Origin of the sequence: Burkholderia sp. BCC1047 (genome assembly GCF_902833155.1) — a bacterium.
GTDB classification, from domain to species: domain Bacteria; phylum Pseudomonadota; class Gammaproteobacteria; order Burkholderiales; family Burkholderiaceae; genus Burkholderia; species Burkholderia sola.
Genome location: NZ_CADFEH010000038.1, coordinates 14133 through 28456, shown reverse-complemented (window position 1 = coordinate 28456; position 14324 = coordinate 14133). Strand labels below are relative to the sequence as shown.

Genomic DNA, 14324 nt, shown 5'->3' with positions numbered 1-14324 from the left:
GGCCCCCGTCATTGCCGTCGAGCGTCGCCTAATCTGATCACATCGGGGATTTCATTTACGGGGGCTCTGGATGGAAACATTCGCGCATCGGCTGATCGACGCCGTCAACGGCGTGTTGTGGAGCGACGCGCCGATCGCGCTGCCGCAGCGTCCGGCGTCGGCCGACGCGGTGGCCGAAGTGCGCGCGACGGTGCGCGAGTCATGAACGGCGACCGGCTCCGTGCGTTCGTCGCGCTGATGCCCGATGCGGCGTCGCGCGACGCGCTGCACGCGTTGCCGGTCACCCGTGGCGCGCGGCGCACGCTGCCCGCGCAACTGCACATGACGCTCGCGTTCATCGGCGCAATCGAGCGGGAGCGGTGCGACGCGCTGGCCGCGCGCCTGGCCGCGCTTGCCGCCGCACATGCGTTGCCGCTATTGCCGGTCGAGCGGATCGCGTGGTGGCCGAGCCTGCCGCGCGCGCGGCTGATCGTCGCGGAATTCGCGGCCGATGCCGCCTGCGTCGCGCTGAATGCGGGGCTGGCGGCGCTGCTGCACGAACTCGGCGTACCGGCCGACCGGCGGCCGTTCCGGCCGCACGTGACGCTCGCGCGGCTGCCGCACGATGCGGTCGGCCAGCCTGCGCACGGCGGCGCGCCGGGGCGGCCCGTCGACGTGCGCGTCGAAGCGCTGACGCTGTTCGAAAGCCGGCTGTCGCAGGAGGGCGTGTCGCATCGGCCGATCGTGTCGGCGCCGATCGCCTTGGCCGAGGGCCGGACGCCGCCGCGGTAGCGACACGCGCCGACGGCCGCGCATCGCATCGACGCTATGACCCTCCGGCTGCACTACCCGTCGTAACGCGCGAGCGTCAGCCCGGCCAGATCGATCTCCGGTGCGCGCCCGGTGACGAGATCCGCGACCACCTTTCCCGACCCCATCGACATTGCCCAGCCTGTCGAGCCGTGGCCGACGTTGAGCCAGAGACCCTCGATCCCGCTCGCGCCGAGCAGCGGCGGCCCGTCGGGCGTCATCGGCCGGCGGCCGACCCAGAAGCGCGCCGACGCGCGGTCGGCCGCATGCGGGAACCAGTCGTCGAGCACCTTCATCAGCGTGTCGAGCGCCTGCTGCCGCAGCGCCGCGCGGCGGTTGCCGAGCTCCGCGGTGCCCGCGACGCGCAGCGTCGGGCCGAAGCGCGTGATCGCGGTCTTCAGCGATTCGTCCATCAGCGCGGCGCACGGCGCCTTTTCGTCGTCGACGACCGCGAGCGTGGCCGAGTAGCCCTTCACCGGATACAGCGGCACGTCGATTCCGTGCGGTCGCAGCAGGCCGGCGCTGTCGACGCCGAGCGCGACGACGATCGCGTCCGCGGCGAGCAGCGCATCGCGTTGACCGGCCGCGCCTGCTTCGAGCGAGTCGACCCGCACGCCGCGCACCTTGCCGCCCGCGACATCGAGCGCTCGAATGCCGGTGCGGAACCGGAACGTCGCGCCGTTCGCCTCGCACAGCGTCCGCAGTTCGCGGGTGAAGCGCGCGCAGTCGCCGGCTTCGTCGTCGGGCAGGTAAATGCCGCCGACGGGGGCCTGCCTGGCCCAGCGCAGGCCCGGCTCGATCGCGGTACAGCCGGCCGCGTCCAGTTCGCGAAACGCGATGCCGGCATCGCGCAGCACCTTCAGCGCGGGCTGCGCCATCTCGACGTCGAACGCGCCGCGCAGCAGTTGCAGGTAGCCGCGGCTCGCGCCGTAGTCGAATGGATAGCGCTCGCGAAACGCATGCAGGCACGCGCGGCTGTAATACGCGATACGCTGCATCCGCTGCTTGTTCACGCGGAACCGCTCGAATTCGCATTCGCGCAGCCAGCGCGCGATCCAGCGCCACTGCGCGGCATCGAGCGTCGGCCGGAAGATCAGCGGCGACGCCGGCTTGAACAGGTACTTGAGGATCTTGCCGGGCATCCCGGGCGCGGCCCACGGCGTCACATAGCCGGGCGCGATCACGCCCGCGTTGCCGAGGCTCGTCGCTTGCGCGACGTCGGCCTCGCGTTCGATCACGGTGACGTCGCAACCTGCTTCGCGCAGGTGCCAGGCGGTGGTGACGCCGATCACGCCGGCGCCGAGAACGATCACGTGCATGCGGTGTCCGGGATGAAGCGGTGGCTCACGACGCGACGGCAGGATCGTCGGCGAGCGACTTGCCGCGCGTTTCCGGCAGCACGAGCGCCGCGACGATCACGAGCAGGTAGCCGCCGCCCGCGACGAGGCCGATCGCCTTCACGAGCGACATCGATTGCGACAGCGCGCCGACGAGGATCGGGAAGAACGAGCCGAGCCCGCGGCCGAGGTTGTAGCAGAAGCCCTGGCCCGAGCCGCGGATCGCGCCCGGATACAGCTCCGACAGATACGCGCCGACGCCCGCGAAGATGCCTTGCACGACGATGCCGAGCGGAAAGCCGAGCAGCAGCATCGCGGTATCGGTGATCGGCAGCATCGTGTACGCCATGCCGAGCGAGAAAGACCCGATCGCGAACAGGATGAACGATGCGCGGCGGCCGAGCCGGTCGGACAGGATCGCGCCGACCACGTAGCCGACGAACGAGCCGACGATCAACACGACCAGATAGCCGCTCGTGTTGAACACCGACAGGTGACGCACGGTTTTGAGATAGGTGGGCAGCCACGTCGTGATCGCGTAGTAGCCGCCGAGCATGCCGGTGCACAGCGCGCTGCCGAACAGCGTCGCGCGCAGGTGCGGCGGCGAGAAGATCTCGAGGAAGTGGCCCGACACGCGGCCTTCGTCGCGGGCGCGGCGCGTGGCCGTGTAGATGTCGGGATCGCTGACGTTGCGGCGGATGTACAGGATCCACAGCGCGGGCACGATGCCGATCCAGAAGCACGCGCGCCACGCGACCTGCTCGGGCAGCAGTGCGAAGAACGCCCAGTAAAGGATCGCGGCCGTGCCCCAGCCGAACGACCAGCTGCTCTGCACGGTGCCGACGGCCTTCGCGCGATGCTCGGGCGAGCGGATCGTCTCGGCCATCATGATCGTCACGACCGACCATTCGCCGCCGAAGCCGAAACCCTGCAGCGTGCGCGTCGCAAGGAGCTGCCAGAACGAATGCGTGAAGCCGGACAGGCACGTGAACAGCGCGAACGTCGCGATCGTCCACTGCAGCACGCGCACGCGGCCGTAGCGGTCGGCGAGGATGCCGGCGACCCAGCCGCCGATCGCCGACGAGATCAGCGAACTGGTCGCGATCATCCCGGCTTCGCTCTTCGTCATGCCCCAGGTGGCGATCAGCGTCGGAATCAGGAACGAATAGATCATGAAGTCGAACGCATCGACCGCATAGCCGCCGAATCCGGCGTATAGCGTCCGGCGCTCGCGCGTCGACAATTCGTTGAACCACTGGAATGCCTGCATGCTTGCCGCCCTCTCTCGTCTTGTCTCGTCCGGCGCTGCCGCGTCGCGGTTATTTTACGGGCGCGATTCGGCGCGCCAAAAAGGCGGATGCAGGATCGTGCGGGAAAGCAGGCAGGCAAAGACGCGTCAGAGCGTCAGGCCGCCGTCGACGTGGATGACCTGGCCGGTGATCTGCCGCGCGGCGTCCGACAGCAGGAACGCAATCAATGCGGCGACGTCGTTGGGCTCGGCGATTCGGCCGAGCGGCGTCGCCTGCTGGGCCTGCGCCCACGCGGCGGCGTTGCCGGCGCTCGGTCCGTGGTCCTTGCGCGTGAAGCCCGGCGCGACCGCGTTGACGGTGATGCCGTGCGCGGCGAATTCGGCGGCTGCACTACGCACCAGCGATTCGAGCGCGGCCTTCGCGGCGGCGGTCGCCGCGAACGGCGCATCGGCGCGGTAGCGGTGCGCGACGAACGAACTGACCGCGACGATCCGCGGTGCGGCCGACGCTTCGAGCAGCGGCCGCGCGCGGCCCGCGAGCGCGGAGAACGCACCGGGCATCGCCGCGAACGCGGACGCGAGCGCATCCGTGGACAGATCGGAAAAGGATTGCCGCGCGGCGAAGCCGGCGTTTGCGACGAGCTGGTCGAGCCGGCCGAAGCGGGCGGCGACGGCATCGACGAGCGTCGCGGCAATACCCGGCTCGCCGAGATCGCCGGTCAGCGTCAGGCATTCCGCGCCGGCCGCCGTGCATGCTTGTGCGACGTCGGCGAGCCGTGCGCGTGCCGCATCGTCGGCGCCGCGCGCGTGCAGCGCCAGCGCGACGCCGGGCGCCGCGAGCCGCCGCGCGAGCGCCGCGCCGATCCCCGCACCTGCGCCGGTGATCAGCGCAATCCGCACGAGGTGCGCGGCGCGTGGGCTCACGCAGCGACCTTGTCGTCGTCGTTCACGCGCTCGACGTTGATCGTGCCGACGTGGAACGCGGCCAGCGATTCGCGGTGCGCGATGCTGACGATCGCGGCCTTCGGCAGCCGTTCGGCGAACAGGTGATAGAGGCGCGCTTCGTTGTCGGCGTCGAGCGCGCTGGTCGCTTCGTCGAGGAACAGGAAGTCGGGCTTGTGCAGCAGCACGCGCGCGCCGGCCAGGCGCTGCTGCTCGCCCGGCGACAGTACGCGGGTCCAGTGCGCGGTTTCGTCGAGGCGCTCGACGTAATCCCCGAGGCGGCACGCGCGCAGCGCATCGCGGCACGCTTCGTCGCTGAACGCGTCGGGCGTCGCCGGATAGGTGAGCGCGGCCTTCAGCGTGCCGATCGGCAAATAGCTGGTTTGCGGCACGAACATCATCCGCGCGCCGACCGGCGCGTCGATCGCGCCGTCGCCGAACGGCCACAGGCCCGCGAGCGCGCGCATGAACGTGCTCTTGCCGGAACCCGACTTGCCGATCACGAGCCAGCGCGAACCGGGCTCGATCGTGACGTCGCCGATGTTCGCGAGCGCGTTGCCGTTCGGCAGCGCGAGCTTCAGCGACGACGTGGACAGTTTCGCTGCGTCGACGTAATGCAGGTTGATGCCGCCGTGCTCGGTCGCGGGCGACAGGCTTTCCTTCAGGTGCGACGTGCCCATCACGCGCTTGAATTCGCGCAGACGGTTGACGGTGGCGCGCCATTCGACGAGGGTCGAGTAGCTGTTGATGAACCACGAGAACGAATCGCTGACGGTGCCGAACGCGGACGAGATCTGCATCAGCACGCCGAACGAGAACGCACCGGCGAAGTAGCGCGGCGCGGCCACGACGAGCGGGAAGATGATCGCGATCTGCCCGTAGAAGCTCAGCACGAACGTGAGCCGCTTCGTGTACTTCATCACGCGCCACCAGTTGTCGCGGATGCGCATGAAGAGGGTCTGTGCGTTGCCGGTCTCGGTCTTCTCGCCGTCGTAGAACGCGATCTGCTCGGCGTTCTCGCGCACGCGGATCAGCCCGAAGCGGAAATCGGCCTCGACGCGCTGCTGCTGGTAGTTGATCGACACGAGCGGATGGCCGACCTTCTGGATGATCAGCGAGCCGACCACCGCGTACAGCGCGGCCGCCCACACCATGTAGCCGGGAATCGCGATCGGCGTCGCGCCGAGCGTGAACGTCAGTGCGCCGGCGAGCGACCACAGGATCGTGATGAACGACACGAGCGTGACGACCGTCGACAGCAGGTCGAGCGACAGCGCGAGCGTCGTGGTCGCGAACGACTGGAGGTCGTCGGTGATCCGCTGGTCGGGGTTGTCCGCGAGGCGGTCACGCTCGATCCGGTAGAACGCGCGATCGCCGAGCCACTGGCCGAGGAAGCGGTCGGTGAGCCACTGGCGCCAGCGGAAGCCGAGCATCTGCCGCAGGTAGCGGCCGTACACGGCGAGGATGATGAACGCGAACGCGAGCGCGGAGAACTGCATCAGCAGGTTCGGGAAGTCGTGGACGTCCTTCGACTGCAGCGCGTTGTAGAACTGCGCGTTCCACTTGTTCAGCCGGACGTTGATCCAGACCACGCAGAGATTGATCGCGATGATCGTGACCAGCAGGCCCCACGCGATTTTCCATTCGGACGATACCCAGTAGGGCTTGATGAGGCTCCATGCGGATACCGGGCGCTCGTCCTGCGGCGCGTCGGAGGCGGAGCGGACGGGATCGATCGATTGGGTCATGTGCTTCCTGATGATGAGCCGGCGCGCGGGCCGGGCGAAACCGGGCGCGCGCCGCGATACGGCATGCCGGGGCGCGGCGCCGACTGACGGCGGGCGTCCGGATGGTCGCCCGTGCGTCTTAAACGGCACTTAAAATCCGGCGGTGACGCGGCAACCGGCCGCTCGCGCGGCCGGCCTGCGGGCATTGTGCCAGAGCGGCGCGGCCGCCCGGCGAATTTGCCGCAAGGGGGACAGTTTGCGGCGCTTTCCGCTTTTATGGTCTAATGGCCGACGACGAAACAGGGGTGCTTCGTGGCGCGGCCGGCGGATGTTCCGGGCAGTGCGGCGAGGCTGAGAAAGACCCTTCGCACCCGATCCGGGTAATACCGGCGAGGGAAGTTTCTGATCCCGCCGGGCCGCGCTGGCCGCCATCCCACATGGTCAGCGCCCGAGTCCCGCCCGGCCGGCCTTTGCTGCCGGTTTCGTCCTTTTGGGTACGCGCATTGCGCGTTACGGAAGGAATGATGGCCGCACAATCTTCAGTCTTTTGCAGGGTCCCCGGCCCGATGTCGCATGCGTTCGCATGCGACGGCGCGCGGGCGTCGGCGTTCGTCGCGCGTGATCGCGCGGAGGGCGCGCGATGAACGTCCGCGATGCACGGCCCGATTTCGCGGTGCTCGGCGGCGGTCTCGTCGGCCGCCTGATCGCGTGGCGCCTCGCCGGCGACGGGCACCGCGTCGCGCTCCACGAGCGCGGCGGTCCGGACGGCGAGCAGTCGGCCGCATGGATTGCGGCCGCGATGCTCGCGCCGCTCGCGGAAGCGGCGAGCGCGGAACGGCTGATCACCGAGCTCGGCGTCGCGTCGCTCGCGCGTTGGCCGCAGTGGCTCGCGGAACTGCCCGAACCTGTCTTCTTCCAGCAGCACGGCACGCTCGTCGTCTGGCATCACGCGGACCGCGCGGAGGCGCCGCTGTTCGAGCGGCGCGTGCGCGCGAATGCGCCGGCCGAGCTGTTCGACGGCGGCTTCGTGACGCTCGCCGGCGCGCAGGTCGACGCGGCCGAACCTGCGCTCGCGGGCCGCTTCGCGCGCGGGCTGATGCTGCCGCGCGAAGGGCAGCTCGACAATCGCCAGGCGCTGCACGCGCTCGCGGCGGGCCTCGCCGAACGCGGTGTCGCGCTGCACTGGCACGCGCCGGTCGACGACGCGAACCTGCCCGCCGCGCATTTCACGATCGATTGCCGCGGGCTCGGCGCGAAACCCGCGCTGCCCGCGCTGCGCGGCATCCGCGGCGAAGTCGCGCGCGTGCACGCGCCCGGCATCGGGCTCACCCGGCCCGTGCGGCTGCTGCATCCGCGCTACCCGCTGTACGTCGCGCCGAAGCAGGACGATCTCTACGTGATCGGCGCGACCGAGGTGGAGGGCGAAGACATGTCGCCCGTCAGCGTGCGCTCCGCGCTCGAACTGCTGAGCGCGGCGTTCTCCGTGCATCCGGCGTTCGGCGAGGCGCGCATCCTCGAACTCAACGCGCAGTGCCGGCCGACGCTGCCCGATCATCGCCCGGCGGTGATCTGGGACGGCGCGTCGACGCTTGCCGTCAACGGCTTGTACCGGCACGGCTTCATGATCGCGCCGGAAGTCGCGCAGGCGGCCGTCGCGTTCGCGCAGGCCGCGCTCGGCGGCAAGCTCGGCGACGCCGACGCGTTTGCCGCGTGGCGCGACGCCGCCCGCTGGCCGGCGCTGCATCATCACCGCAACGACGCGCGCCAGCCGGCCTGACGCGCGCCGCCGACCGAATCCGACCGAGCCTCATGGATATCCAGATCAATCAACAGACCCTGACGTTGCCCGACGGCGCGACCGTGGCCGACGCGCTGGCCGCGTACGGCGCGCGTCCGCCGTACGCGGTGGCGCTGAACGGCAACTTCGTCGCGCGCACGCAGCATGCGGCGCGCGCGCTCGCGGCGGGCGACAAGCTCGACGTCGTGCACCCCGTCGCGGGCGGCTGAGCGCCGCCGGTTCGTCCCCGCTCTTCCAGGAAAACGACATGACGTCCCACTCCTCCGCCGACGCATTGACGCTGTACGGCGTCACCTTCGCCAGTCGCGTGCTGCTCGGCACGTCGCGCTATCCGTCGCTGCAGTCGCTGTCCGATTCGATCGCTGCGTCGCGTCCCGGGATGGTGACGGTCGCGCTGCGCCGCCAGATGACGGGCGGCACCGCCGAAGCCGGCTTCTTCGACCTGCTCAAGCGCCACGCGGTGCCGCTGCTGCCGAACACGGCCGGCTGTCAGACCGTCGCCGAAGCCGTGACCACCGCGCACATGGCGCGCGAGGTCTTCGACACGGACTGGATCAAGCTCGAACTGATCGGCGACGACTACACATTGCAGCCCGACCCGGTCGGGCTGATCGAGGCCGCCGCGCAACTGGTCAAGGACGGCTTCAAGGTGCTGCCGTACTGCACCGAGGATCTCGTGATCGGCCGGCGCCTGCTCGACGTCGGCTGCGAGGCGCTGATGCCGTGGGGCGCGCCGATCGGCACCGGCAAGGGCGTCGTGAATCCGTACGGCCTGCGCGTGCTACGCGAACGGCTGCCGGACGTACCGCTGATCGTGGACGCCGGGCTCGGCGTGCCGTCGCACGCGTGCCAGGTGATGGAATGGGGCTTCGATGGCGTGCTGCTGAATACGGCCGTGTCGCAGGCCACGCACCCGGAGATCATGGCGCGCGCGTTCGCGCAGGGCGTCGAGGCCGGCCGCGCCGCGTATCTCGCCGGCCCAATGGATGCGCGCGACACCGCGCACGCGAGCACGCCGGTCGTCGGGATGCCGTTCTGGCACCAGGACGGGGGCGGCGCATGAGCGCGCGCTTCGCCGACGCGTTCTGGCCACCGGCCGACGAGCTGGCCGAAGCGGCCGAGCGGATTCGCGCGCGGCTCGGCGACTGGCCGGACGGCGCGGCGCCGTGGCGGCTCTGCGTGGCGGCGCCTGACGTGCCCGCCGACGGCGACGTGCTGATCGTGTCGGCCGGCGATCGTGCCGCGCAGGCGCGCGCGTCGGCCGTGTCGCGGCCTGCGTCGCCGGACGCGGTGGCGATCGAATTCGACGAGCAGGGCGCCGTGCTGCATGCGGCCGGCGTGCGCTACGCGCTCGACGCCGCGCATCCGCTCGCGGACGACTGGATCGCGGCGCTCGCCGCGTTCCTCGATTGCGGCTTCGCGCCGGTCGACGCGCTGGTGCTCGCGCTGGCGTGGCGCGACGGCGACGAGACGCGCGCCGCCGACGCGTGGCCGGTCGATCCCGCGCAATTCCCGCGCGTCGCCGGGCTGCAGCCTGCGCCGGAACCGGCGTTCGCTCCGTGTCCCGCGCGGCTCGGCCTCTATCCGGTCGTGCCGAGCGCAGAATGGGTCGAGCGCGTGCTCGACGGCGGCGCGCGAACCGTGCAACTGCGCGTGAAGGACGCGACGCCGGACGCGCTGCGCCGGGAAATCGCGCGCGCGGTCGCGGCCGGGCGCCGCTATCCCGATGCGCGCGTGTTCATCAACGATCACTGGCAAATCGCTGCAGAAGAAGGCGCGTACGGCGTGCATCTCGGCCAGGAGGACCTCGAAACGGCCGATCTGGCCGCGATCGCGCGCGCGGGCCTGCGGCTCGGACTGTCGAGCCACGGTTATTACGAGATGTTGCGGGCGCTGCACGAGCGGCCGAGCTATCTCGCGCTCGGCCCCGTGTACGCGACCGCCACCAAGGCCGTCGCCGCGCCGCCGCAGGGCCTCGCGCGGATTACCCGCTACGCGCGCTTCGCCGGCGCGAGCGCGCCGCTCGTCGCGATCGGCGGGGTCGGGCTCGACACGCTGCCGGCCGTGCTGGCGACGGGCGTCGGCAGCGTCGCGGTGGTCAGCGCGGTCACGGGCGCGGACGACTATCGGACGGCGCTTGTTGCGCTGCAGCAGTGCTTTGCCCGACAATTTGACAATCATTGACCGCAGGGCCCGGAACGGCGTCACGACATCATTCCAATGCAGGCCCTATAATTCGGCGTTCTGCGTAAAAGGACTGTCAGCTCCGTGAGCCCCACTCCTACCGAGACCCTGCTGGAACTTCGCGACGTCGACTTCGGCTACGGCGACCGCCTCGTCCTGTCCAACCTGAACCTGCGCTTCGGGCGCGGGCAGGTCGTCGCGGTCATGGGCGGCTCGGGTTGCGGCAAGACCACCGTGCTGCGCCTGATCGGCGGCCTCGTGCGCGCGAACCGCGGCCAGGTGCTGTTCGACGGCGCCGACGTCGGCGCGCAAACGCGCGACGGCCTGTATGCGCTGCGCCGCAAGATGGGCATGCTGTTCCAGTTCGGCGCGTTGTTCACCGACATGTCGGTGTTCGAGAACGTCGCGTTCGCGCTGCGCGAGCATACCGACCTGCCCGAAGACCTGATCCGCGATCTGGTGCTGATGAAGCTGAACGCGGTCGGGCTGCGCGGTGCGCGCGACCTGATGCCGTCCGAGGTGTCGGGCGGGATGGCGCGCCGCATCGCGCTGGCGCGCGCGATCGCGCTCGATCCGCAGCTCATCATGTACGACGAGCCGTTCGCGGGCCTCGATCCGATTTCGCTCGGCATCACCGCGAACCTGATTCGCACGCTGAACGAGGCGCTCGGCGCGACGTCGATCCTCGTCACGCACGACGTGCCGGAATCGTTCGCGATCGCCGACTACGTGTATTTTCTGGCCAACGGCGGCGTGCTTGCGCAGGGCACGCCCGACGAGCTGCGCGCGTCGACCGATCCGAGCGTGCGGCAATTCATCGACGGCGCGCCGGACGGCCCGTTCAAATTTCATTACACGAGCCCGCCGCTTGCAGCGGATTTCGGCCTCGGCGGAGGGCGCGCATGATCAGCGCGATCGGACGTTACGTCATCGGCGGCCTCGAGCGGGCGGGCTACGGCACGCGCCTGTTCGTGCGCCTCGTGCTGGAATTCTTCCCGCTGCTGCGCCGGCCGCGGCTGGTCACGAAGCAGATCCATTTCCTCGGCAACTATTCGTTCGTGATCATTGCCGTGTCGGGGCTGTTCGTCGGCTTCGTGCTCGGCCTGCAGGGGTATTACACGCTGAACCGCTATGGTTCCGAGCAGGCGCTCGGCCTGCTGGTTGCGCTGTCGCTCGTGCGCGAGCTGGGGCCGGTCGTCACCGCGCTGCTGTTCGCGGGCCGCGCGGGCACGTCGCTGACGGCCGAGATCGGCCTGATGAAGGCCGGCGAGCAGCTCACCGCGCTCGAGATGATGGCGGTCGACCCGATCAAGAACGTGATCGCGCCGCGCATGTGGGCGGGCATCATCGCGATGCCGCTGCTGGCCGCGATCTTCAACGCGGTCGGCGTGCTCGGCGGTTACTTCGTCGGCGTCGTGCTGATCGGCGTCGATCCGGGCGCGTTCTGGTCGCAGATGCAGGGCGGGGTCCAGGTCTGGGCCGACGTCGGCAACGGCGTGATCAAGAGCATCGTGTTCGGGTTCGCCGTGACCTTCATTGCACTGTTTCAAGGGTATGAAGCGAAGCCCACGCCCGAAGGCGTGTCGCGCGCGACCACCAAGACGGTCGTGTTCGCGTCGCTCGCCGTACTCGGCCTCGATTTCCTGCTGACCGCGCTGATGTTCAGCTAAGCCTCAGCCAAGCCAAATTTTGGGATGACGATGAAAAAGACTGCTCTCGACTTCTGGGTCGGCCTGTTCGTGGTGGTGGGCTTCCTTGCGGTGCTGTTCCTGGCGCTGAAGGTCGGCAACATGAGCTCGCTGTCGTTTCAGCCGACCTACTCGGTGAGGATGAAATTCGACAACATCGGCGGGCTGAAGCCGCGCGCGGCCGTGAAGAGCGCGGGCGTCGTGGTCGGCCGCGTGAAGTCGATCGGCTTCGACACGAACACGTACCAGGCGCTCGTCACGATCGACGTCGACGGCCAGTACCCGTTCCCGAAGGATTCGTCGGCGAAGATCCTGACGTCGGGCCTGCTCGGCGAGCAATATATCGGCCTCGAGCCGGGCGGCGACACCGAAATGCTGAAGGCGGGCGATACGATCACGATGACGCAATCGGCGATCGTGCTCGAGAACCTGATCGGCCAGTTCCTGTACAGCAAGGCCGCCGATGCGGGCGGTGCGAAGCCGGCATCCGGCGCATCGGGCGCGCCCGCCGCACCCGCCGCGCCCGCACCGGTGGCGGTGCCGGCATCGGCGGTGTCCGGTTCGGCCGGCCAATAACCACACGAGAGAAAACAAGAGGGAATGACCATGCACACGATCCGCATCAGGCACGCCGCGCTGGCGATGGCGGCAGTCGCCGCGTTGAGCGGCTGCGCGACCGTGCAGACGCCGACCAAGGGCGATCCGCTCGAAGGCTTCAACCGCTCGATGTACAAGTTCAACGACACCGTCGATACCTATGCGCTGAAGCCGGTCGCGAAAGGCTACCAGTACGTGGTGCCGCAGCCGGTGCGCGACAGCGTGACGAACTTCTTCTCGAACATCGGCGACGTGTACATCGCGGCGAACAACATCGTGCAGCTGCGGATCGCGGACGGCGTCGGCGACATCATGCGCGTCGTGATCAACACGGTGTTCGGCGTCGGCGGCCTGTTCGACGTCGCGACGATCGCGAAGCTGCCGAAGCACACGGCCGACTTCGGGATCACGATGGGCCGCTACGGGATGCCGTCGGGCCCGTATCTCGTGCTGCCGCTGCTCGGGCCGAGCACGCTGCGCGACACGGCCGGCCTCGGCGTCGACTACGTCGGCAACCCGCTCACCTACGTGAAGCCGGACGGCCTGAGCTGGGGCCTGTTCGGCGTGAACCTGGTCAACACGCGTTCGAACCTGCTCGGCGCGGGCGACGTGCTGGATGCCGCCGCGCTCGACAAGTATTCGTTCGTGCGCAACGCGTATCTGCAGCGTCGCCAGATGCTGATCAGCAACGCGCGCGGCGAGGCCGCCGCGACGTCGAGCAACGACGCGCTGCCGAAGTACGACCTGCCGGAAGACGGCGCGGCACCGGCGGCGGCCGGCGCGGCCGGTACGGCGGGCGCGGCAGCGGTGGGCGGCGCGGCGCCGGCGCCCGCGTCGGGTGCGGCAGTTGCTGCGCCGGCCTCGGGCACGGCCGAATCGCCGAACCCGGCCAGCGAGACGAACGTGCCGGCGATGCAGGTGGCGCCTCCGTCGCCGGGCGGGTTCCGGTTCCCGAGCATCCGGCTGCACTGACGGATTTACATTCGTTACAGCCGGAAACGATTCAGTCGGTAGCGTATGCGAACTTGCGCGTAAGCTACCTGCTCCAACCTTCGCATCGACTCATTCATGCAGGCCACTATGATGAAAAAACTGTTCCTGATCCCCGTTTTCGCGGCGCTGTTCTCGTTCGGCAGCGCGGCTCACGCGCAAGTCGACCAGTCGAACCCGCAGGCGCTGATCAAGACGGCGACGCAGCAGGTGCTCGACGAAGTCAAGCAGCAGACGATCAAGCAGGGCGACACCAACCGCATCATCACGATCGTCAACAAGGACATCCTGCCGTACACCGATTTCCGCCGCACCACGCAGCTCGCGATGGGCCGCAACTGGCGCACCGCGACGGCCGAGCAGCAACAGCAGGTTCAGGAGCAGTTCAAGCTGCTGCTGATCCGCACGTATTCGGGTGCGCTCGCCCAGCTGAAGCCGGACCAGCAGATCCAGTACCCGCCGTTCCGCGCCGATCCGGCCGACACCGACGTCGTCGTGAAGACGGTCGCGATGAACAACGGCCAGCCGGTCCAGATCGACTACCGCCTGTACAAGACGGCGAACGGCTGGAAGGTGTATGACCTGAACGTGCTCGGCGCGTGGCTGATCCAGACGTACCAGCAGCAGTTCAACGAGAAGATCCAGCAAAGCGGCGTCGAAGGGCTGATCCAGTTCCTCACGCAGCGCAACCAGCAACTTGCCGCCGGCAAGCAAGCGTCGTGAGCGGCTTCGAAGCCGGCTCCTCGCTGACCGTCGCGAGCGCGAAGTCCGCGCTCGCGGACGGTCTTGCGCGCATCGGCGCGGGCGCGACCGCCGTCGATTGCGCGGCGCTCACGCAGTTCGATTCGTCCGCGCTCGCCGTGCTGCTCGCATGGCAACGTGCCGCCAAAACGCGCGGCGCAGCCCTCGACATCCTCAATCTCCCTCCGAAGCTCGCCAGCCTCGCGCGCGCGTACGGCGTCGACGCGCTCATCGAAGGCACCGGCCGACATTGACGCTGTCCGATCGAAGCCTGCCGCGCCA

16 protein-coding genes and 1 riboswitch are annotated in these 14324 nt (G+C 69.4%); of the genes, 12 read left to right on the top strand and 4 right to left on the bottom strand.

The annotated features are described in order from the left end of the window. The first annotated feature begins 70 nt into the window (after positions 1-70). Positions 71-205, top strand: coding sequence for a hypothetical protein (locus HWX55_RS36370; RefSeq protein WP_256975441.1), 135 nt, complete (start codon positions 71-73; stop codon positions 203-205). After that, the gene (thpR, locus tag HWX55_RS29745; protein ID WP_175978333.1) at positions 202-771 is read left to right on the top strand and encodes an RNA 2',3'-cyclic phosphodiesterase; all 570 of its coding nucleotides are present in this window, start codon (positions 202-204) and stop codon (positions 769-771) included. Before HWX55_RS36370 ends, thpR begins: the two co-directional genes overlap by 4 nt. Positions 772-824: 53 nt before the next feature. Here the strand turns inward: thpR and HWX55_RS29740 are convergent, their stop codons facing one another. The 4 genes from HWX55_RS29740 to HWX55_RS29725 all read right to left on the bottom strand — a co-directional run bounded on the left by HWX55_RS29740 (position 825) and on the right by HWX55_RS29725 (position 6065). Beyond that, positions 825-2108 (bottom strand): D-amino acid dehydrogenase, encoded by a 1284-nt coding sequence (locus HWX55_RS29740; RefSeq protein ID WP_175978332.1) that lies wholly within the window; start codon positions 2106-2108, stop codon positions 825-827. 25 nt (positions 2109-2133) lie between these two features. Beyond that, entirely contained in the window at positions 2134-3396 is a 1263-nt protein-coding gene (locus tag HWX55_RS29735) for an MFS transporter (RefSeq protein WP_175978331.1), read from the bottom strand. A 126-nt stretch (positions 3397-3522) separates the two neighbouring features. Beyond that, positions 3523-4299 (bottom strand): SDR family oxidoreductase, encoded by a 777-nt coding sequence (locus tag HWX55_RS29730; protein WP_175978330.1) that lies wholly within the window; start codon positions 4297-4299, stop codon positions 3523-3525. After that, on the bottom strand, positions 4296-6065 hold the full coding sequence (locus tag HWX55_RS29725) for an ABC transporter ATP-binding protein/permease (RefSeq protein ID WP_175978329.1): 1770 nt from the start codon (positions 6063-6065) through the stop codon (positions 4296-4298). The genes HWX55_RS29730 and HWX55_RS29725 overlap by 4 nt, the downstream gene beginning before the upstream one ends. A 270-nt stretch (positions 6066-6335) precedes the next feature. Further along, positions 6336-6459: riboswitch (TPP riboswitch) on the top strand. A gap of 225 nt (positions 6460-6684) precedes the next feature. On the opposite strand from HWX55_RS29725, the gene HWX55_RS29720 reads away from it, so the two are divergent. The 10 genes from HWX55_RS29720 (at position 6685) to HWX55_RS29675 (ending at position 14296) form a co-directional block, all read left to right on the top strand. Next, complete coding sequence (locus HWX55_RS29720; protein ID WP_175978328.1) at positions 6685-7821, top strand: FAD-dependent oxidoreductase; 1137 nt, start codon at positions 6685-6687, stop codon at positions 7819-7821. Between the two features lie 32 nt (positions 7822-7853). Then, positions 7854-8051, top strand: coding sequence for a sulfur carrier protein ThiS (gene thiS, locus HWX55_RS29715; protein ID WP_027783340.1), 198 nt, complete (start codon positions 7854-7856; stop codon positions 8049-8051). A gap of 38 nt (positions 8052-8089) precedes the next feature. Then, positions 8090-8905 carry a thiazole synthase gene (locus tag HWX55_RS29710; RefSeq protein WP_089488086.1) on the top strand — a complete coding sequence of 272 codons (816 nt, stop codon included), beginning with the start codon at positions 8090-8092 and terminating at the stop codon, positions 8903-8905. Further along, positions 8902-10026, top strand: coding sequence for a thiamine phosphate synthase (gene thiE, locus HWX55_RS29705; protein WP_175978327.1), 1125 nt, complete (start codon positions 8902-8904; stop codon positions 10024-10026). The genes HWX55_RS29710 and thiE overlap by 4 nt, the downstream gene beginning before the upstream one ends. A gap of 84 nt (positions 10027-10110) precedes the next feature. Next, positions 10111-10932 (top strand): ABC transporter ATP-binding protein, encoded by an 822-nt coding sequence (locus tag HWX55_RS29700; protein WP_050013134.1) that lies wholly within the window; start codon positions 10111-10113, stop codon positions 10930-10932. Continuing rightward, entirely contained in the window at positions 10929-11696 is a 768-nt protein-coding gene (mlaE, locus tag HWX55_RS29695; protein ID WP_050013133.1) for a lipid asymmetry maintenance ABC transporter permease subunit MlaE, read from the top strand. The genes HWX55_RS29700 and mlaE overlap by 4 nt, the downstream gene beginning before the upstream one ends. 24 nt (positions 11697-11720) lie before the next feature. Then, positions 11721-12290 carry an outer membrane lipid asymmetry maintenance protein MlaD gene (mlaD, locus tag HWX55_RS29690; RefSeq protein WP_175978326.1) on the top strand — a complete coding sequence of 190 codons (570 nt, stop codon included), beginning with the start codon at positions 11721-11723 and terminating at the stop codon, positions 12288-12290. Positions 12291-12320: 30 nt separating this feature from the next. Further along, on the top strand, positions 12321-13283 hold the full coding sequence (locus tag HWX55_RS29685; RefSeq protein ID WP_175978354.1) for a VacJ family lipoprotein: 963 nt from the start codon (positions 12321-12323) through the stop codon (positions 13281-13283). A gap of 111 nt (positions 13284-13394) precedes the next feature. Further along, positions 13395-14024, top strand: coding sequence for an ABC transporter substrate-binding protein (locus HWX55_RS29680; protein WP_050013177.1), 630 nt, complete (start codon positions 13395-13397; stop codon positions 14022-14024). Further along, positions 14021-14296: an STAS domain-containing protein gene (locus tag HWX55_RS29675; protein WP_050013131.1), complete on the top strand. Its 276-nt coding sequence runs from the start codon at positions 14021-14023 to the stop codon at positions 14294-14296. Before HWX55_RS29680 ends, HWX55_RS29675 begins: the two co-directional genes overlap by 4 nt. The last annotated feature ends 28 nt before the right edge of the window (positions 14297-14324 follow it).

Coding starts and splice junctions, on each gene's coding strand:
- HWX55_RS36370 (WP_256975441.1), top strand. CDS start 71: ATGGAAACATTCGCGCATCGGCTGATCGACGCCGTCAACGGCGTGTTG.
- thpR (WP_175978333.1), top strand. CDS start 202: ATGAACGGCGACCGGCTCCGTGCGTTCGTCGCGCTGATGCCCGATGCG.
- HWX55_RS29740 (WP_175978332.1), bottom strand. CDS start 2,108: ATGCACGTGATCGTTCTCGGCGCCGGCGTGATCGGCGTCACCACCGCC.
- HWX55_RS29735 (WP_175978331.1), bottom strand. CDS start 3,396: ATGCAGGCATTCCAGTGGTTCAACGAATTGTCGACGCGCGAGCGCCGG.
- HWX55_RS29725 (WP_175978329.1), bottom strand. CDS start 6,065: ATGACCCAATCGATCGATCCCGTCCGCTCCGCCTCCGACGCGCCGCAG.
- HWX55_RS29720 (WP_175978328.1), top strand. CDS start 6,685: ATGAACGTCCGCGATGCACGGCCCGATTTCGCGGTGCTCGGCGGCGGT.
- thiS (WP_027783340.1), top strand. CDS start 7,854: ATGGATATCCAGATCAATCAACAGACCCTGACGTTGCCCGACGGCGCG.
- HWX55_RS29710 (WP_089488086.1), top strand. CDS start 8,090: ATGACGTCCCACTCCTCCGCCGACGCATTGACGCTGTACGGCGTCACC.
- thiE (WP_175978327.1), top strand. CDS start 8,902: ATGAGCGCGCGCTTCGCCGACGCGTTCTGGCCACCGGCCGACGAGCTG.
- mlaE (WP_050013133.1), top strand. CDS start 10,929: ATGATCAGCGCGATCGGACGTTACGTCATCGGCGGCCTCGAGCGGGCG.
- mlaD (WP_175978326.1), top strand. CDS start 11,721: ATGACGATGAAAAAGACTGCTCTCGACTTCTGGGTCGGCCTGTTCGTG.
- HWX55_RS29685 (WP_175978354.1), top strand. CDS start 12,321: ATGCACACGATCCGCATCAGGCACGCCGCGCTGGCGATGGCGGCAGTC.
- HWX55_RS29680 (WP_050013177.1), top strand. CDS start 13,395: ATGAAAAAACTGTTCCTGATCCCCGTTTTCGCGGCGCTGTTCTCGTTC.